The 17,699-nt window shown below is 57.1% G+C and carries 23 protein-coding genes; 12 read left to right on the top strand and 11 right to left on the bottom strand.

Features of this window, described 5'->3' with window-relative positions; all coding sequences use genetic code 11:
• Positions 1–3: 3 nt before the first annotated feature.
• Positions 4–783, bottom strand: coding sequence for an IclR family transcriptional regulator (locus A6764_RS19000; protein WP_065067854.1), 780 nt, complete (start codon positions 781–783; stop codon positions 4–6).
• A gap of 198 nt (positions 784–981) precedes the next feature.
• Here A6764_RS19000 and A6764_RS18995 point away from each other — a divergent pair, with 198 nt between their 5' ends.
• A complete protein-coding gene (locus A6764_RS18995) occupies positions 982–1,707 on the top strand; it encodes an alpha/beta fold hydrolase (RefSeq protein ID WP_065067855.1) in 726 nt (241 codons plus the stop codon).
• Here the strand turns inward: A6764_RS18995 and A6764_RS18990 are convergent, their stop codons facing one another.
• The 3 genes from A6764_RS18990 to A6764_RS18980 all read right to left on the bottom strand — a co-directional run bounded on the left by A6764_RS18990 (position 1,708) and on the right by A6764_RS18980 (position 3,195).
• A complete protein-coding gene (locus tag A6764_RS18990; RefSeq protein ID WP_065067856.1) occupies positions 1,708–2,145 on the bottom strand; it encodes a hypothetical protein in 438 nt (145 codons plus the stop codon). It abuts the gene before it with no gap.
• 17 nt (positions 2,146–2,162) lie between these two features.
• On the bottom strand, positions 2,163–2,684 hold the full coding sequence (locus A6764_RS18985; RefSeq protein WP_264622331.1) for an ImmA/IrrE family metallo-endopeptidase: 522 nt from the start codon (positions 2,682–2,684) through the stop codon (positions 2,163–2,165).
• A gap of 64 nt (positions 2,685–2,748) precedes the next feature.
• A complete protein-coding gene (locus A6764_RS18980) occupies positions 2,749–3,195 on the bottom strand; it encodes a helix-turn-helix domain-containing protein (RefSeq protein ID WP_065067852.1) in 447 nt (148 codons plus the stop codon).
• Between the two features lie 232 nt (positions 3,196–3,427).
• Between A6764_RS18980 and A6764_RS18975 the strand changes: the two genes are divergently transcribed.
• Both A6764_RS18975 and A6764_RS18970 read left to right on the top strand, forming a co-directional pair.
• The gene (locus A6764_RS18975) at positions 3,428–3,766 is read left to right on the top strand and encodes a hypothetical protein (RefSeq protein WP_083989881.1); all 339 of its coding nucleotides are present in this window, start codon (positions 3,428–3,430) and stop codon (positions 3,764–3,766) included.
• Positions 3,718–3,927, top strand: a complete 210-nt coding sequence (locus tag A6764_RS18970) for a helix-turn-helix domain-containing protein (RefSeq protein WP_264622330.1) — start codon at positions 3,718–3,720, stop codon at positions 3,925–3,927. Before A6764_RS18975 ends, A6764_RS18970 begins: the two co-directional genes overlap by 49 nt.
• A gap of 188 nt (positions 3,928–4,115) precedes the next feature.
• Here the strand turns inward: A6764_RS18970 and A6764_RS18965 are convergent, their stop codons facing one another.
• Both A6764_RS18965 and A6764_RS18960 read right to left on the bottom strand, forming a co-directional pair.
• The gene (locus A6764_RS18965; RefSeq protein ID WP_264622263.1) at positions 4,116–4,997 is read right to left on the bottom strand and encodes an IS3 family transposase; all 882 of its coding nucleotides are present in this window, start codon (positions 4,995–4,997) and stop codon (positions 4,116–4,118) included.
• Positions 4,994–5,302 (bottom strand): transposase, encoded by a 309-nt coding sequence (locus A6764_RS18960; protein WP_264622329.1) that lies wholly within the window; start codon positions 5,300–5,302, stop codon positions 4,994–4,996. The genes A6764_RS18965 and A6764_RS18960 overlap by 4 nt, the downstream gene beginning before the upstream one ends.
• Positions 5,303–5,545: 243 nt before the next feature.
• Here A6764_RS18960 and A6764_RS18955 point away from each other — a divergent pair, with 243 nt between their 5' ends.
• Positions 5,546–6,202 carry a transglycosylase SLT domain-containing protein gene (locus tag A6764_RS18955; protein ID WP_029097881.1) on the top strand — a complete coding sequence of 219 codons (657 nt, stop codon included), beginning with the start codon at positions 5,546–5,548 and terminating at the stop codon, positions 6,200–6,202.
• A gap of 152 nt (positions 6,203–6,354) precedes the next feature.
• Here A6764_RS18955 and A6764_RS18950 read toward each other — a convergent pair whose 3' ends face one another.
• Positions 6,355–6,882: a hypothetical protein gene (locus tag A6764_RS18950; RefSeq protein ID WP_141669752.1), complete on the bottom strand. Its 528-nt coding sequence runs from the start codon at positions 6,880–6,882 to the stop codon at positions 6,355–6,357.
• A gap of 173 nt (positions 6,883–7,055) precedes the next feature.
• Between A6764_RS18950 and A6764_RS18945 the strand changes: the two genes are divergently transcribed.
• The 3 genes from A6764_RS18945 (at position 7,056) to A6764_RS18935 (ending at position 8,529) form a co-directional block, all read left to right on the top strand.
• The gene (locus A6764_RS18945; RefSeq protein ID WP_029097879.1) at positions 7,056–7,250 is read left to right on the top strand and encodes a BhlA/UviB family holin-like peptide; all 195 of its coding nucleotides are present in this window, start codon (positions 7,056–7,058) and stop codon (positions 7,248–7,250) included.
• 1 nt (position 7,251) lies between these two features.
• Entirely contained in the window at positions 7,252–7,971 is a 720-nt protein-coding gene (locus tag A6764_RS18940; protein ID WP_065067858.1) for an N-acetylmuramoyl-L-alanine amidase, read from the top strand.
• Between the two features lie 96 nt (positions 7,972–8,067).
• Complete coding sequence (locus tag A6764_RS18935; RefSeq protein ID WP_029097878.1) at positions 8,068–8,529, top strand: Rok-like winged helix domain-containing protein; 462 nt, start codon at positions 8,068–8,070, stop codon at positions 8,527–8,529.
• A gap of 104 nt (positions 8,530–8,633) precedes the next feature.
• Here the strand turns inward: A6764_RS18935 and A6764_RS18930 are convergent, their stop codons facing one another.
• Both A6764_RS18930 and A6764_RS18925 read right to left on the bottom strand, forming a co-directional pair.
• On the bottom strand, positions 8,634–9,071 hold the full coding sequence (locus A6764_RS18930) for a Dps family protein (RefSeq protein ID WP_065067859.1): 438 nt from the start codon (positions 9,069–9,071) through the stop codon (positions 8,634–8,636).
• A 710-nt stretch (positions 9,072–9,781) separates the two neighbouring features.
• Positions 9,782–11,482: a methyl-accepting chemotaxis protein gene (locus tag A6764_RS18925; protein ID WP_083989883.1), complete on the bottom strand. Its 1,701-nt coding sequence runs from the start codon at positions 11,480–11,482 to the stop codon at positions 9,782–9,784.
• A 128-nt stretch (positions 11,483–11,610) separates the two neighbouring features.
• On the opposite strand from A6764_RS18925, the gene A6764_RS18920 reads away from it, so the two are divergent.
• The gene (locus tag A6764_RS18920) at positions 11,611–12,240 is read left to right on the top strand and encodes a molybdenum cofactor guanylyltransferase (protein WP_065067861.1); all 630 of its coding nucleotides are present in this window, start codon (positions 11,611–11,613) and stop codon (positions 12,238–12,240) included.
• Positions 12,241–12,273: 33 nt separating this feature from the next.
• Here A6764_RS18920 and fdhD read toward each other — a convergent pair whose 3' ends face one another.
• On the bottom strand, positions 12,274–13,077 hold the full coding sequence (gene fdhD, locus A6764_RS18915) for a formate dehydrogenase accessory sulfurtransferase FdhD (protein WP_065067862.1): 804 nt from the start codon (positions 13,075–13,077) through the stop codon (positions 12,274–12,276).
• A gap of 388 nt (positions 13,078–13,465) precedes the next feature.
• On the opposite strand from fdhD, the gene A6764_RS18910 reads away from it, so the two are divergent.
• From A6764_RS18910 to mobB, 4 genes are all read left to right on the top strand, one after another.
• Positions 13,466–14,737, top strand: a complete 1,272-nt coding sequence (locus tag A6764_RS18910) for an L-lactate MFS transporter (protein WP_044899721.1) — start codon at positions 13,466–13,468, stop codon at positions 14,735–14,737.
• A 48-nt stretch (positions 14,738–14,785) separates the two neighbouring features.
• Positions 14,786–15,151 (top strand): Na-translocating system protein MpsC family protein, encoded by a 366-nt coding sequence (locus A6764_RS18905; RefSeq protein ID WP_029097871.1) that lies wholly within the window; start codon positions 14,786–14,788, stop codon positions 15,149–15,151.
• A 343-nt stretch (positions 15,152–15,494) separates the two neighbouring features.
• Complete coding sequence (gene glp, locus A6764_RS18900; protein ID WP_143862450.1) at positions 15,495–16,754, top strand: molybdopterin molybdotransferase MoeA; 1,260 nt, start codon at positions 15,495–15,497, stop codon at positions 16,752–16,754.
• Positions 16,755–16,757: 3 nt separating this feature from the next.
• Positions 16,758–17,267 carry a molybdopterin-guanine dinucleotide biosynthesis protein B gene (mobB, locus tag A6764_RS18895; RefSeq protein WP_264622328.1) on the top strand — a complete coding sequence of 170 codons (510 nt, stop codon included), beginning with the start codon at positions 16,758–16,760 and terminating at the stop codon, positions 17,265–17,267.
• 148 nt (positions 17,268–17,415) lie between these two features.
• Here mobB and A6764_RS18890 read toward each other — a convergent pair whose 3' ends face one another.
• Positions 17,416–17,589 (bottom strand): hypothetical protein, encoded by a 174-nt coding sequence (locus A6764_RS18890; RefSeq protein ID WP_176703341.1) that lies wholly within the window; start codon positions 17,587–17,589, stop codon positions 17,416–17,418.
• Positions 17,590–17,699 lie beyond the last annotated feature (110 nt).

Below are 17,699 nucleotides of genomic sequence, written 5' to 3'. Positions count from 1 at the left end.
AAATTACCCTCGGTATCCAAGGTGTTTGGAGATTTCCCGAGCGTAAAAAACAACACGGTCCTTGCAAAACGTTAGTTTCTCTTCGTTCATCCGCATCGTCGGGCCGGCGACGCTCACCCCTGCCACGGCTTCCCCGTTGTGATTGAGAATAGGGGCGGCAACACAGCAGATGCCCGGCTCATGCTCTTCTCTGTCGAGGGAGTAGCCGTTGGCCCTGATCACTTGCAGATGGAGGAGCAGGTCATCCAGGGACGTGATTGTATTCTCCGTGAACTTTTTCAATCCGCGTTGGACGACGATGCGCCGCACCTGCTCCTCCGGGAGGTAGGCGATGATCGCCTTGCCGACACCGGTGCAGTGAACCGGTGCCCGTTTGCCGATCAACGAGTACATGCGGATGGTGTAAGGGCTTTCAATTTTCTCAATATAGACGACTTCTCCGTCCTCCAGGATCACCAGATGGGAGGTTTCTCCCGTTTCCTGCACCAACTGATTCAAGATTGGCTTGGCAATCTTGCGGATTTCCAGGGATTGCGTCACGATCGAACCCAACTCGATCAGCTTCAATCCCAGCAGATATCGCTCCGTGAGCGGATCCTGCCTGACGTATCCCTGGTTTTTCAGAGAGGTCAGCAGGCGGTGAACCGTACTTTTCGCCACATCCATGCGGTTGGCCAGTTCCGTAATGCCCAAGCCGTCGTTATGCTCTTTCAACAATTCCAAGATGTACAGAGCCCTGTCAACGGACTGAACCGAAGAGGCATCGCGTACATTTTTTTTCATTTTACACCTCCTTGTCGGCGTTGTTCTTCATTGCGGAACATTGTTCCTTTTTTCTATTATCTGAATTCATCATAATTTTTTTCGGGTAAGTTGTCAATGAAAAAAAGGTGCTGCGATGCAGACGGACGCGGTGATTGCACATACTACCTGACAAGGAAAACTCATACAGCGAAACGAGGGACATGTGTGAACAGGAGGATGAAGCGTTGGGGATTGGTTCTCGCCGCGGCGGTTGTGCTGCCGGCAGCGGCAGCCGCGTGGTATTTTCAGCCGTACGAGGCGGACAGCGCCGCGATTCGCGCCATGCGGGACGGGGAAGGCGTGTCGGTTGCGAAGAAGCACGGTTTGATCGTGTTTGAAGGGAGCGAGGTGAGGCCGCCCGTCATCATCTTGTACCCCGGCGGGTTGATCGCGCCGGAAAGCTACGCGCCGCTGGCGAGGGCGTTGGCCGCGTCCGGACGGCGGACCGTCATCGTCAAGATGCCGTTTTATCTGGCCGGCGCCGGTGTCGACCGGGCGGATCGGGTGTTGGCCGCCTATCCCGGCGAAGCGTTTGTCATCGGCGGCCATTCGCTTGGCGGCACAATGGCTGCGCGTTATGCAGCCAGCCATCCCGGCCAGGTGAGCGGTCTCTTTCTGCTCGCGGCGTACCCCGACAAGCAGGGAAACGTGCGCCATGCCAATCTGCCCGTGCTGTCGCTCATCGGTTCGCGCGACGGCATCGTGGACAGGGAGAAATGGGAGCAGGCCGCTCCATTTCTGCCGGCCGACACGGCCTACATCACCATCGAGGGGGGAAACCACACCCAGTTTGGCAGCTACGGTCCGCAGAGAGGGGACTCCCCTGCCGCCATCCTGCCGCATGATCAGTGGCAGCAGACAGCCTCCATCCTGGATGGCTGGCTCAGAAGGCTGCCGCGTTGATCAAAACAGCGCCTCCCCCGCATCCCCGTCCCCATTCCGCCCTGTCTCGTACGGCGGAGAGATGATGCCGGAGACGACGCCGACGATGCGGATGTTTTCCGACGGCAGGACGAGCGGCGCGACTCCCTCCTTGGCGGCGGCAAACACGCACTCCACCGGATTGACGTCGGCGGCAATCCGGACGATGTACTGCCCCTCCTGCCTCACCAGGACAGGCCTGCCCCGCACCGGCTCCAGAGAAAAGTCGGCGATCAGCAGGGCGTCCCCCGCCCGGATCCCGATGTTTGCAAGCCCGCCGTCCCGCATGATCAAGGCGAAACGGGCCACGTGGTAGCTGGCCGCATGCAGATACGGCATCAGGGAAAGCTCCTCATCCTCCAGCGGCAGCTCAAAGAAACGGGTGCTGTAGGCATCGCCGGCGATAAACACACGCTTCATTCCACATCCTCCTCTCGTCACCACGCAGCGGGATACCCTTTGGCGTACAGTCTGTTGAGAAAACGGTCAAACCGCTTTTGGGCAAAGTCGAGCGGCACGCGGAACGTCCGGGCCAGGTAGAAGGGCGCTTCAAACCGGGTGCAATGCCCGATCAGCGCGGTGAACATGTAGTACGGCATCAGCAGGTGTTCGGCGAAGTGATTGGCCTGGGCCTCCTGCCAGTCAATCATGAGGTCGCTGCCCAGCGGCTGGACGCCCTCGTGCAGCAGCAGATGACCCAGCTCGTGGGCGATTTTGACCCGCCGCGCGGGCTCGTCCAGCCGCTCGTCGACGGCGATTACGAAGCGGCCGGCTTCCGCCGGATGCCGGTGAGCGCGGCTCCGCCCGCGGATGCTGCGCAGCTCGATGCCGTAGCTGGCGCACAGATCGGTCAGGTGGATCTGCTCGGGACGCTGGATTCCGTGGTGCCGCAGCAGCAGGTAGACACGTGATTCCAGCCACGTCTGCGGCTGGCAGATATCGGATACGAGGAAGTGCATGGGAACCTCCTTGATACGGAACGTATGTTCGTTTTTCAGGCGGAAAGAATGCCCCGTCACGGGGCTACTTTTCCTTTTTGATCTCCTCCGTGATGGCATACAGGGAAGGAGAACGGCTTTCTTTCACATGATGGGGCTTCATTTGCTTTTTCAAATCGTACCAGTATCGGCGAATCTCTTTTTTCTCTTCTTCGGACGCTTCCAAATACCCGTCGAGAAAATAGTAGTCGTCAGGATCGTCGATTTTTTCCTGAAGCAGCTCGTCCAGTGTCCGCTCGCGCCTCCGGTCGTCTGCGGCGGAAGGGGGAAGCGGCTCGTCCACTCGCCCGAGCAGCCAGTCCGTCGAAACGTTCAGAATGTCCGCCAACTGGGTCAGCATGTCATTGGGCGGCGAGCTGTGATTGTTTTCGTAGTTGCTGATCGTTCCCTTGGTCGTCCGGACCTTTTCCGCCAGTTCTTCCTGCGTCAGTCCTTTAGCCCTGCGGGCCGTTCGCAAGCGCTGGGACAGCATGGACCATCCATTCCTTCCTGTAAGGTAGGTACAAATATATTGTACACAACTGGAGATAAATAGGAAATATGATATAAAATTTTTGTACTTTTACGTTGACATACAAGATTCTTGTACTATATGATGTGAATATCTTCTAAATATAGGAACATATGTTCTATCTTGGTTGTTGCAGGTATCCATATTTTTTCCTACTTGAGTGAGAGGATGGCTGAAAAGGGGGAGGATTTCGTTGAAACAGTGGCCGTTGACGGAGGAAGAATGCCGCAAGGAGCTGCGACGAATCGCTTGGCGCATCCAATATCACGCCAAGAAGTACAGAAAGAGAGAATGCCTGGGCGCCGAACGCGTTGTGGCCTTGGCTTCCGTGGAACATGACGTGTCCGCGTTGTACGTCCGGGAGATGTTGGCCGCAATTTCGTCGGACAAAGGAAGGTGGGTCGTTCAGCGCGTGATCCTGCACGGGTATACCGAAAAGGAAACGGCTCGCGAGTTGGCCATGACGCAACAGGGGGTGCACAAATGCAAAACGAAAGCGCTGCACCAGCTTCGCACGCATTTGAGCGGATGATGGACGAGGCCCGGAAGGGAAACAACGAGGCGCTGCTCCAGCTGTTGGAATGGTTTGAACCGGAGATTCACGCGCTCGCCCGGTTTATCAAAATGCCGAAAGAAGACAGCATCCAGGAGATCAAGGCGCAGTTTATCGCGTTTATCCGCGAGGGAGACTGACCGTACGGATGCTCGGACAGCTCGGTTTTGATCTTCCGGTATACGTCATAAGTCTGACCGATCCGAGTATGGACGGCGGACAAGCCTATCGGAAAAAGGCTGCTTAAAAAGCCCATTTTCCAAGAAAGAACCGGCTGCAGGAGTGGTATTACCCCTGTCAAGTAGACAGACTTTAAACAAGCCCTAGTTCAAGATGCCTGAGCTCGGTATTGTACCGGGCTCAGGTTATGTAACCGGGATTGAAAACGTTTGTGATTGTAAAAACGAATATAGCGATCAACAGCGTGATGTACTTCTTCATCCGTCTTGAAGTTGTGCAAATACATGCATTCTGATTTCAGATGGCTGAAAAAACTCTCCATACAAGCGTTGTCCAGACAATTTCCCTTTCTGGACATACTTGCGGTAATGTTATATTGTTTGAGTAGGTTATGATATTGTCGGGATGTGTACTGGAATCCTTGGTCGCTATGCAACAGGACTCCACTCACATCTCCTTTTTTTATGGCTGCCTTTACCGTGTCCATGACAAGCCGTATGTCATTCCGTTTACTTATCCTGTAGGCGACGACTTCGTTGTTGAAAAGGTCGTAAATGACGGAGAGATAGAGTCGACGTCCATTGAAGATCAGATAGGTAATATCTGTAACCCATTTTTCGTTAGGACGGGAAGCGATAAAATCACGGTTCAGTTTGTTTTCGGAAATGACAACTTGCTCTTTGCGGCCAAAGAATTTCCGTTTCCTGCGAATACGTGCCTGGATCCCCATTTCCTTCATGAGTCGATACACACGCTTACGATTTACGTGTATACCATATCTTTGAGTTAGCCAAACCGTTACTCGCGGGTACCCGTAAATGCCGTTTACTTCTTGATGGCATTCCCTAATCATTTCTTTCAATTTCTCGTCTTCCACCATTTTTCGAGACGGATTCTGCTGCTGTTTTACCCACTTGTAAAAGCCACTCCGTGATACACCGGATACCGAGCACAGCAAGGAAACGGAGTATGTTCCCATCATTTCATGGATGATGGAGTAAGATTTTGATTGTTCTTTTTGCTTCTTCACCGCCTTTCGAGTCCGAGCCACTTTTTTAGATATTCATTCTCAGCTCGCAATCTCAAGTTTTCCTCATCTAGGGTGAAAAGACATTTTCTCGGCCTTCCTTTCCTCGGTCCAACCGCTTTCCCTCGTTTTTCTTCGAGTCCCTTCATCCCTTCATTCTCAAAATGCTTGACCCATCTCATCACAATGTTTTTATCTGAGATGCCAAGTTCCTTTGCGATGGTTTTATAACTTTTGTCGCCATCAAGGTATAAATGTACCGCTTTTCTCTTTATTTCAATTGGATACGTCTTGCGTATTTTCCCCATAGAAAATCCCCTCCGAGTTAACAGTAAGGGACTTGCTTTTTACTGTCTACTCAAAGGGGATAATACCAGAGAGTCGGTTCTTTCTTTTTTCGGTTGCATGGCGGTTGTTGGTTTGTACGTGTTTTTTCCTTCCAGAGTGAAGGGGAAAACAAAACAGGCAGAGAGGCTGGGGATAGGCCTCGTCTACCCTGTATCCCTTTTGTTTTCTCCTCCATCCATCTGAACTGAATGGGGGATCTGGAAATGGGAAGTTTGCAATCATGCGGACCGTTCGACTGCGCGAAATACGGTTCCCGCACCTTATACAACATCACGTCGTCCGCCATCCAAAAATGGCTGCCGCAGGCGAATGCGGCGGGGAAAGCTTACGGCATGAACCCGGCCACTCTTTTAGCGCTCGCCTCTGTCGAAACCAACGGTAACCCGACAGCCATTGATCCGACCGGTTCGACGTATGGCATTGTGCAAATCGGCAGCGATCACTTGAACGCGTATAATTGCGCCCACGGCACATCGTATACGTTGAACGACCTTATTGGCAAGGGGAACATCGTGAAGGATACGACCACCGCCGTACAGGTATCGTTCAACATTCTCGCCCAATACCTGAAAGCCATGACGACCAAAACGAGCAGTTTCAAACTGAGCGCGACGGGATGGAACGGGGCCATGTGCGGATACTCGGGCTCCATTGCACCGTACGGCAGCGGCTGCGGCAACTGGCCCGTTCCCACCAAGGCGTCCGGCTATGGTGAAGCGGCTTACAAGCTCGCTTCCGCCTACAGCCCGTGGTGGATCAATCCCAATACGGGTCAGGCCAGTTCGTTTTACTTCGGTGATTTGCAAGAAGCACCGAGCGGGGCTCTACCCGTGTACACGACGGTTTGTTTTGGGCCGTAAGGAAAACGCAAGGCCGGGAACTGATGTTTCCCGGCTTTTCTCCTCACGAAATGGAGGGGGGAAGATGAGAAGCCTGCGTTCAATGGTACGCCGTTGACCCGCAGGGTTTCCCTCTGCCGCTTTTCTGGCGGAATGTGTTTCATTGCACGCAGCTAGTCGGAGGCTGTTTGTTTTTGGATGACAACAGTCACTGTTTTGGTTGGCGCATGCGGATATGTCAATTCCAGCGTATAGTGATCCGGTTTGGCATTCGGAAAGGGGACCAACCTTCCCACGGGAAAATGGACGGTAAAGGTACCGTCAGGATTGACAGGATAGTCAAACGCGTACATCATATGCTGCTTGTAATTCTCCTGACCGCCATACAATCCGATTTGAAGCGATTTACCCGGTTGCACGTAACCGTCGATTTTACCCGCAACGGTGATTTGGTTTTCGGGAATCGGCAGTTTGAATACGCTCCGTTCTTGAGGGGACAGAATGACGATTTCGGAAGCGGCCTTTTCTTGGGAGGCAGCCGGTTCGTCCGCTCCTGTTTCCGGAGACTCGGGGGAATAGAGACCACTTACCACTACACATAGCGCAGCGACAATCTGTACGAGCACTTTGGTTTTCGCACCTCGATCCATATATGGTAGACGACGCTTGCAATCCTTTCCAAAAAAGAGACGTTCCTGCATCCGGTAATGTTTCTGCTTCGCGCAAAAAACATGCATCGAAAGAGCCCTCGAAAGGCTCTTTTCTGTTTGGAAGAAAAAGGGAAGTCCCCGGTTGTTATTGGGCCGTGATGTTTTCCTATAGAAGTGAAGCGCGAACGTGCAGGCGCAACCTGTCAAGGAAGGAGGAGAGCGCCATGGAACAAACCGTCTTTGACTCGCTGATCCAGCAGGGGCCGTTTGCGGCTCTTTTTGTTTGGCTGTTGTTCTACGTGATGAAAGCCAACCGCGAGCGGGAAACCCGGCTGCAGGACCTGCTGGACAAGTTCAGCGACAAGTACGATCTGATCATCTGCGAACTGCGGGAAATCAAGGACAAGGTGGGGGAGTGAGATGGAGATACGCGAGATGCTGCTCACCAACAAGCGGGCCGCCCCCGGCGTCAGGATCACGCCCAAAGGGCTGGTAATCCACTGGACGGCCAACGAGGGAAAGGGGGCGGACGCCACCGCCAACCGCCAATACTTCAACAGGCCCACCACCCAGGCCAGCGCTCATTACATCGTGGACGACACTCAAATCGTCCGCTGCATCCCCGAAGACGAGATGGCCTATCACGTCGCCAAGGCCGTGGCTGTGCTGGGATCCTCTCCCAACAACGCGACGCTCGGCATTGAGATGTGCGTCAACGCGGACGGCGATTTTCGCAAGACGTACCGCCGGACCGTGGAACTGGCCGCCGATGTCCTGAAACGACACGGCTGGGGAGTGGACAGGCTGTGGCGCCACTACGACATCACCGGGAAAAACTGCCCGGCTTTTTTTGTTTCCGACGAAAAGGCCAGGCAGTATCTCGGCATGTCGGCCGCGCAAGCCTGGGCGAAGTTCAAGGATGACGTTCAAAAAACAGTCGTCACCGAACATCCACACCTCGAACAAAAACCTGTGGACACGGTTTCCATTGAGATAAACGGAAAGCGCCTCAGCGTGCAGGGCTGCCTCCGCAGCGGCGTATCCTGGCTGCCGGTTCGGGCCGTGGCCGAGGCCGTCTGCGGCAAGGTGGAGTGGTGCGGGCAAACGAAAACGGTGAAGCTGAGTAAGGGAGGGGAATGACAAGAAAGGGAAATCTCCAATTTTCAAGTAGTCAAATTTCCATTATGATAATGAATAGAGAGACTAATATGAAAAAGGGGAACGGGGATGGCGTCTATTTTTGATGAACGCAAAGCCTTGCACATGACGCTGCAGGGGTTGTTGGAACAGCGTGCCGCACTGCGGCGACAGTACGTGGATCAGGACAAGCAATTGGGATTGGACATCAAGGAACTGTTGGCCCGGATCAGGGAGCTGGACGAGCGTGAAGGCGCCCGCCAGAACGCAGACGTGGAGGCGTCCGCGGCCGAGGAGATGCCGACGGAAGTGCTGGAGCATTTGCGGAGCAGAAAGACGCATACCCGTCACGATTACGCGGCCGTGGCCGAACAGGTGGAAGCCATCTTGCGGGAGGCGTCGGCGCCGCTGACGCTGATGGATCTGTGCAGCGAGCTGAAAAAGCGGCACGGCGTGGAGTTCGCCAGTCCGTATATCGGCATCCAAAAAGCGTTGAAGCACCTGCCGCAGGTGAAAGTGGACAAGGACGGACGCAAACTGATCTTTTCCCTGAACCGGTAAAAAAAAAGCCGCAAAAAGGGCGTCGTGCGGCAAGCACGGACGCCCTTTTGTGCATGGACGGTGTCGGGGAGCAGCGGTTCGGGAAGCGGCCGGATGGCTGGAGGTTAGCGCAGAAAGGCTTTCAGCATCCAGACGTGTTTTTCCAGACTGCTGCGGATGGAGAGCAGCATGTCGACGGTCGCTTCATCGTCCGCTTGTTCGGCCGTTTTGATGCCGTCCTTCAGTTCGTCGACCAGCGTCTGGAAATCGTCGATCAGGGTCTCGACCATCTGTTCGGTCGTTTCGATGCCGGATGCCTCCTCGACGCTGGCGTCCCGCAGACATTCACCCAGCGTGGCGATCGGTTGGCCGTTCAGCGACAGGACGCGTTCGGCCAGTTCGTCGATGCGGGCGGCCGCTTCGTTGTAGAGCTCGTCAAATTTGGCGTGCAGCGTGAAAAAATGGGGGCCTTTCACGTTCCAGTGGTAGTTGTGCAGTTTCATGTGCAGGACGGTCCAGTTGGCAATTTGTTTGTTCAACACGCTGTGAACCTGATTCGTCATGGTTTATCCGCTCCTTAATTAGAATTATTATTGTTTAATACTTATTATAAACAAGAGTCCTATTTTGTCAATGCCCACGCGAACCCATTTCTTCACTCGATGCTCCCCGCAGCGGGCGGGAGCGAAGCCAACTCCGGCAAACAAGCGACCAGGGGCGGTCAGCTTGCCATCAACGGCAGCTGGGGATGATTCTTCCCCAGGCTGCTCTTCCTGTTGGCAAATGCGGACCCAAAACGGAAGCCCGGGCTGTCCACCCGAGCTTCTTTTTTTGCGTGACACGATTGTGGCCAGCTTTTCACGTCCGACCGGACCCGGTCGTACAGCTTGATCGCGCGGCCGATGTCCGTGATGCCTGCCGTGTGCTTCGTCGTACGTGCCGGTACCGGCGATGACCGTCATCCTGTCGCCGACGATCTTCGTTTCGATCTGCAGCGCCGCCGCCGAGATGGCCTCTGCCACCTGCTGGGCGATGGCAGGGAACTTGCGCCAAACGCTTACGCCTCTCCCCTCCCGCGCGCGGCCCAACCGGCTGAAGCGACATTTCCGGACAGCTGTAACACCCGTTTGCATCCGAACAGTTCAACGTCTCCACGTGGAAAAATTGCGCAGCAGTGTACCTGTACCCATTCGGTTGAGCGGGGGACAACCCCTCTCCATTTTGGGAATATTCCAAAATAATCGCCGGACATTGGCCGGGGGCGAGAGGAGGGTCAGGTCCGAAAGCGGTCGGTCAGGCTTTGCAGCTCTTCGGCCATCTTCGCCAGTGTCTGGGCGGACCGGGCGATTTCCTGGATGGACGCGAGCTGTTCTTCCGACGAGGCGGAGACGTTTTGCGCCTTGGCCGCCGATTCCGACGCGATCGACGCGATGCCGGACACCGCCTGCGCCACCTGTTCCGAGGAAGACGACATCTGTTGAGCGGCTGCGGTTACCTGCTGGATGTCGGCCGTCAGGGTGCGGATTGACTGCTGGATCTGTTCAAACGAGACGCCTGCTTCGTGCATCACGCGGATGCCTTCCGAGACTTCCGCGCTGCCGACCGCCATCGCGTCCACGGCTGCTTCGGATTCCCGCCGGATGCTGTCGATAAGCGCGGCGATCTGCTGTGTGGCTTCCGCCGACTGTTCCGCCAGTTTTCGCACCTCGTCCGCCACCACGGCAAAGCCGCGTCCGTGTTCGCCCGCCCGCGCCGCTTCGATGGCGGCGTTCAAGGCGAGCAGATTGGTCTGCTCGGCCAGGGCGGTGATGACCTCGGTAATCTGGCCGATGGAGCGTGAGCGCTGCCCCAGTTCCTGGATCGCCAGCGCCAGGCGGTTCATCGTCTCGTAGATGCTGTTCATCTGGTCGACGGCCTGCCGGATCGCCCTGTCTCCCTCCCGTGTCTGCTCGGCGGTCGCGTCGGCCACACGCGAGACGTCCTGGACGTGGGAGGCGATGCTGCGGGCGTTGGCGGCGATTTCCTCCATCGTCTGCAGGCTGCTCTCCACCTGGTGAAGCTGGTGGTCCGCCCCGGCGGCTACCTCGGTGACATTTTCGGCAATGTGCTGGGTCGCCTGGGTGATCTGTTCCGCGCTGGAAGAGAGGTTGTCCGCGGCCGAAGAGACGTGGAGCGCGGTGCGGGAGAGCTGATCGGCCAGTTCTTTCAGGCTGCTGCACATCGCGTTGCAGGAGGCGGCGATGCGGCCCACCTCGTCAAGGGAGTCGTCGGAGACGGTCCGGGAAAAATCGCCGCGGCCGGCGTGTTCCAACGCGTCGCCGATCCGGACCAGCCGTTTTTTCAGATGGCGGACGAACAGGAAAACAGCGAGCAGCGCGACGGCAAATCCGGCCAGGAGCGTGCCGGAAAAGTAGGTCATAAAGCGGCTCTGGACGGCATCGATCAGCGATTGGGACGCCCCCACGTACCAGATGCCGATGATCTGGCCGCGGCCGTCCTTGATCGGCTGGTAAGCAGCCTGGTACTGCCGGCCGACCACGTTGGCTTCGCCGAGGAAAATCTGCCCCTGCTTCAAGACCGTCTGGGCCACCGCGTCCGACACTTTGGTGCCGATGGCGCGCTGGCCGTCTTTGATCACGTTGGTCGCCACCCGGGTGTCGCCGAGAAAAATGGTGACCGTGTCACCGCCGGTCAACCGGCCGATTTCATCCACAAGTGCGTCGTTTCCGTTGATTTTCGTCTCCCCTTTGTACAGCACGCCGTCGCGGACCGACCATTCTCCGGGGTGCTTCGCCTCCAGGTAGGCGTACCCCAGGGCCAGGTCGCCTTTGGCCTTTTCCAGGGCAGCCGACTTGATGCCCGATTCCAACTGCCGCTGTGCCACGACGAGGATCGTACAGGACAAGAGCAAAAGAACGGTGAGAAACAGCAGGTTTAATTTGCTTCCGAGCGAAAGTTTCCTGACGATGTTCACGGTGAACGATTTCCCCTCTCTTTTGCAAGGCTACTGGTATTATCGAACAAAAAAGTCAGAAATTTAGAGTTTTTTTTACTCGCGGTTCATATTAGAATATAACTTTTAAGGTGAGGGGAGTGGTGGATATGGGTGTGTTGACAATCGGCGGGGTGGTGCTGGCGGGAGGCCGCAGCAGCCGGATGGGGCGGCCCAAAGAACTGCTGGGCTGGAAAGGGGGCACGCTGATCGGACACGTGGTCAGCGAAGTGACGGCGCTGAACCTGCCCTGTCTGATCGTCTCCAACGCCCCCGACCGGCTGCCGGGGGAAGTGACCGGGCTTTCAGGGGTAAGCGTGACCGGTGACCTGGTGCCGTCCGCCGGTCCGATCAGCGGAATCGTGACGGCGTTTCGCGTGCGCCGGGAAGAAGCGCTGCTCGTCCTCTCCTGCGACCTGCCCTTTGCCGACCGGGAGCAGATCGGCCGCCTGCTCGCCCATGCGCAGCGAACGGAGGAGTGGGATGTCGTGGCGGTGCGAACGGACGGCCGTCTTCATCCGCTGTTTGCGCTGTATCACAGAAGGACGCAGCCGATGTGGGAAGAAGCGCTGCGGGCAGGCCGTCATCGGCTGATGGAGGTGCTGGAGCGGCTGCGGATCGCGGAGACGCCGGCCGGTCTGCTGGACGACTGGGCCACCTACAACGCCAATACGCCGGAAGAATACCGGAAGGCACTCGCGGAACAGCACGCGCGGGAAGTGGGGCGGAAGCCGACGTGACACGTGAAAACCCCGGCAAGGCCGGGGTTTTCTTCATTCATCGCCAGCAGCGATCCGCTCCGCATGCGTGTACACGTTCATCTTGTCGTGGCGGACAAATCCGACGGCGGTGATGTTCAGCTCCTCCGCCAACTGCAGCGCCAGGTCGGTGGGCGCCGATTTGGAGAGGATGATGCCGGCGCCGATCTTGGCCGCCTTGAGCAGCACCTCGGAGGAGATGCGGCCGCTGAACACGAGGATTTTGTCCTCCGTCGGCAGGTTTTCCCGCAGACAGTATCCGTAGATTTTGTCCAGCGCGTTGTGCCGGCCGATGTCGGAGTACCGGAGCAGCGTCCGCTCCGGCGTGCACAGCGCGGCGTTGTGCACGCCGCCCGTGCTGCGGTGGATGTCGGACGACGCCTGCAGCTCGTCCATCAAGCGGAACACCTGCTCCGGCGTGACGGTGACTTTGCCCGCCACCGGTTTCGCGGTTCGCGCATCGCTGAAAAAGTAGAACGACTGCCGGCTTTTCCCGCAGCAGGACGTGATCCGCCGCTTCGAGTAAAAGCTTTGCGACAGCCCGGTTTGCTGATGCAGATCCACGTAGGCGAAGCCGCGGCTTTCGTCAATGGACATCTGCTTGATGTCCGCGTATTGCCGGATCGCCCCCTCGGCGGCGAGAAAGCCGACGACCATTTCCTCCAGGTCGGCGGGGGTGCAGACGATCGTGGCAAACTCTTCGTCGTTGAGAAAAATCGTCAGCGGGTATTCCGTAACGATCTCGTCGTCTTCCCAGGCGAGCCGGTCCTGCCCGATCTTCAGCACCGGCCGTCTGATCGTGCGCATCAGGTTTGACATAGAAGCCTCCTTGCCGTTTCATACGGGGTGTAAAAAAATTTTGAAAGTAATGTATTGTCGAGTAAGCGCTCACATGATAGTATACTATGTGAGGTTTTAGTTGTCACAAAAAATTCACCTTTACTTGCAACAGTTCACAAATAGACACGGGATAGCGCACCTGTCGCCGGTTTATTTGTGACACTGCCGGAAGTGAATAGCAAACACTTGCTGTTGATGCTGAAGTAGCGACCCTGCTGATGATTAACTGCCGTGTTTCATCTGTTCCCTCCTCGGGGCCAAAGCGTGGACGACGAGGAGAACCGGATGGATGCGGCAGTTTTTCTTTATGCAAGAGCCTGTTCGCGTTTGCGGACGCTCTTTAAACCCTTCAAAGGAGATGAATCACATGCAGGAAAAAGTGAAGAACCGCTGGCTGATCGCTGCGGCTGCGGTGGGGATCCACCTCTCCATCGGTTCAGTGTACGCCTGGAGCGTATTCACCAAGCCGATCATCAACCAATTTGGCTGGGAGCTGTCCGAGGTGCAGTTCACGTTCAGCATCGCGATCCTGTTCCTGGGGCTGTCGGCAGCGTTCCTCGGCCACTACGTGGAAAAACACGGTCCCCGCAAATCGGGCACTCTTTCGTCCATCTTTTTCGGTCTGGGGATCGCCGGGTCCGGTCTGGCCATCCACTTGGAAAGCCTCCCGCTGCTGTACCTCTGCTACGGCGTGTTGGGCGGCATCGGTCTCGGGGTCGGCTACATCACTCCCGTTTCCACGCTGGTGAAATGGTTCCCGGACCGCCGCGGGCTGGCCACCGGTTTGGCCATCATGGGCTTTGGCTTCGCCTCGCTGATCGCAAGTCCGATCATGCAGGCGCTGATCGTGAGCGTAGGTCTCGCCAATACCTTCTTCATCCTGGGAGCCGTCTATTTTGTCGTCATGTTTGCGTCCGCTCAATACCTCTCCCCGCCGCCGCAGGGATGGGTGCCGGAGGGCTACTCGGCTGAAGAGGGAAGCGGCAAGAAAATCAAGAAGGACCTGTGCCAGTTGACGGCCAACGAAGCGGTGAAAACCCGCCGTTTCTACCTGCTGTGGCTGATGCTGTTCATCAACGTGACCTGCGGCATCGCGGTCATTTCCGTCGCGTCGCCGATGGCGCAGGAGATCGTGGGCATGTCCGCGGCGGCAGCCGCGACGATGGTCGGCCTGAACGGCCTGTTCAACGGAGCTGGCCGGATCGGCTGGGCGTCCCTGTCCGACTACATCGGCCGTCCGAACACCTATACGGCGTTTTTCCTGATTCAGCTCGTCCTGTTCTTCCTGCTGCCCAACCTGACAGTGCCGGCGCTGTTCATGGGCGCGATGTTCATCATCATGACCTGTTACGGCGGCGGATTCGCGTCCATTCCGGCCTATATCGCCGACCTGTTCGGCACCAAGCAGATGGGCGCGATTCACGGATACATCCTGACGGCATGGGCAGCGGCCGGTCTGGCCGGGCCGATCTTCGCCGCCTGGGTGCGCGACAGCACGGGCAGCTACACCGGCACGATGACCGTCTTCGCCGCCATGTTTGCCGTCGCCCTGGTCATCTCGCTGATCATCCGCCTGGATATCAAGAAATTGCGGGAGCAGGCGAAACAGAACGAAAACTCTGTTGAATTGGCAAGCTGATCAGTGGTAAAGTTTTAGTAAGAGAATTTTGTAAAGGTGACACCCTCGATGAATAAATACGAAGCTGAGTTCAGCAATTTGGTCAGAGCTTTCCGCAAGCGTCACATGGGCAAAGGCCCCAGCAAGATCGTGACCACGTTTTGCAAAAACTGGGCGATTTGCGAAATGGAGGGGAATCTTTCCCCGGTGGAAAAGTTCATTGCGACGGCTGATGAAGGCAAACAGATGCTCCGCGCGGCCCGTACGGAAATGGTAAAGGACATGTACCGCAAAAACCGGCCGGTCGAGATGGAGTCATTTCTGGGCGCGAACTTCGTCGATTTATTCGTCGATATTGACATTGAACGCGATTTTGGCATGTCCATTTTCGTCTTTGATCAAGACATCGAGAAAAAGTTTAAAAACGAGTCGTGAGTCTGCAGGAAGCAGCGACCCTGTTTGCCGGGCAGACAAGACGGCATTCGAAACACGCGCGTAGTTGGGACTTGGTAGCGACCCTGCCTGAGACAACCACCGTGGACATTCTCTGTCCGATGAGAAGGGACTGGTTCATGGGGGGTTGTCTTTTTTTCGTCCTGCGCTGCGCGCCGGAAAACGGGACGGAAACGGGGGATCAACGAGCCGTCAAGGGAAAAGGCGGGGGGCACGTGAAAAAGCGTGGACATGCGCGAAGAGACGCAGCAAGAATCGGGCGTAAACGCCGGCTGACCGGCGCGACATCAGGGAACGGGTTTCGAAGCAGAAGGAGGAACAGACGATGCACTTTCAGCGACAAACCATCAGCGTGGAGGAAGCGCTGCGCAGGCTGTTGGCGGGCCTTACGCCGCTTCAGGAAGAACAGGTAGGCATTGGCGAAGCGCACGGGCGGACGTTGGCCCGGGATCTCGCCGCCACGTGCGACATGCCGCCGTTTGACCGCTCGCCGCTGGACGGGTTTGCCGTGAGAGCGGCGGATACGGCCGGGGCCACACCGGACCGGCCGGTTCGCTTGCGGGTGCTGGAAACGGTCGGGGCCGGCCAGATCCCCCGGCAGACGGTAACGGCCGGAACAGCCGTCCGGATCATGACTGGCGCGATGATGCCGCCGGGAGCCGATGCCGTGATCATGTTCGAACAGACGGAGCAGCCCGGCGAGCTGCTGGAGTGGGTCGGGGTAAAACGGGCGCTTCACCCCGGGGAAAACATCTCCCGCCGGGGAGAAGAAATCGCCGCCGGCACGTGCGTGGCCCAAGCGGGAACGCGGATCAACGCGGGAACCCTGGCGGTGTTGGCGACGTTTGGCTACGCGCAGGTTCCGGTCGTCCGCAGACCGCGCGTCGGGTTGATTTCCACCGGCACGGAACTGCTGGACGTGGACCAGCCGCTCGAGCCGGGGAAAATTCGCAACAGCAACGCGGTGATGCTGTCCGCCTTGATCGCCGAGGCGGGCGGCATCCCTGTTTTGTACGGACGTTTGCCGGACGACCTGGACCTGGCCAAGCGGCACATGGCCCAATGTCTGGAGGAGGTTGACCTGCTGGTGACGAGCGGCGGGGTGTCAGTCGGCGATTTCGACGTGATGGCCGCGTTGGCGGACGATCCGGACGTCACCCTGCTGTTCAACCGGGTCGCGATGCGGCCGGGCGGACCGACAACCGCCCTCCTGTACCGCGACAAACTGGTCTGTGCGCTGTCGGGCAATCCGGGGGCCTGTTTTCTCGGCGCCGAGCTGTTCGTCCGTCCCGTGCTGCGTCGGCTGCAGGGAGACCGGGAGGCGGGCCTGCGCCGCATCCGGGCCACGCTGGCGGAGACCTACGACAAACCGTGTCCCTACCCGCGCTATTTGCGCGGCCGGTTGACGGAGCGGGAGGGAAAGCTGTACGTCGTCCCCGACCACAACGACAAGGCGGGCAACCTGGCGACGCTGGGCAAAAGCGAATGCTTCCTGATCATCCCGGCAGGCGGCAGGGGCAAACAGGCGGGAGAGACCGTCGACGTGATTCCCCACGCCGCGCCGGACTGGAGAGATGAGGCGTAGCGCATGGCGAACAAACCGATGGTGCTGCAGGTGGTAGGCTATTCCGATTCGGGCAAGACGACGCTGTTGACCCGACTGATTCCGCTGCTGGAGCAGACGGGCCTGCGCGTCGGCGTGATCAAGCACGACGGCGGTCACGATTTTGAGTGGGACCGGCCGGGCAAGGACACGTGGCGCTACCGGGAGGCGGGAGCGTCGCTGGTGGCGATCGCCTCGCGGACCAAGACGGCGATGCTGGAGCTGAACCCCGTGCCGCTGCCTGTCCTGGTGGAGCGGATGGCGGACGCCGGCGCCGATCTTGTGCTGGTCGAGGGATTCAAGCGGGAGGACTACGAGAAACTGGTCGTGCTCCGCGAACCGGCGCACCGCGAGCTGCTGGAGGCGGTCACCCGGCCTGTGGCTGTGGCCAGCTGGGAGCCGTTTGAGCACCCGGCGCTGCCGGTGTACGCCATTGACGACGCGGCGGGTGTGGCCAGGTTCATACTGAACAAATATATAATGAAAGAACGATAGAGGGAGCGGACAAATTGTGGCGGGAAACCAGCTTCTCCCCTCTATAGTCTTCATACCGAGGTCAGCCAATGGCTGGCCTTTTTCACACAGATAAGATCATGTGCAGTATGGGCAATTGGATATGAACAGGTTGGTGCTTTTTTGCCTCTCACATTTTATTCTGATTTTTTTTTAATTCCTCGATTTCATTTTTGAGTTTAGTTATTTCAGAATGCAGATCTGCTATGGGCTTTTTCATATTTCTTCCAAGTATTGAAAATGAACCAATAATGAAGATAAATATGCTTGCTACGAAAATCCCAAAAAACAGTAAAATTTCCATGATTTAAATCTCCTCATTCTCAACAGAATTACTTGATCTTCGTGACTGATCAACTGTAGAAGACGTATGATACTCCTGCATCCATGATGATGCTGTACTTCTACAGAAAT

Source organism: Brevibacillus sp. WF146, from assembly GCF_001673705.2.
GTDB lineage: Bacteria > Bacillota > Bacilli > Brevibacillales > Brevibacillaceae > Brevibacillus > Brevibacillus thermoruber.
This window is presented reverse-complemented; position numbering and strand designations above follow the sequence as displayed.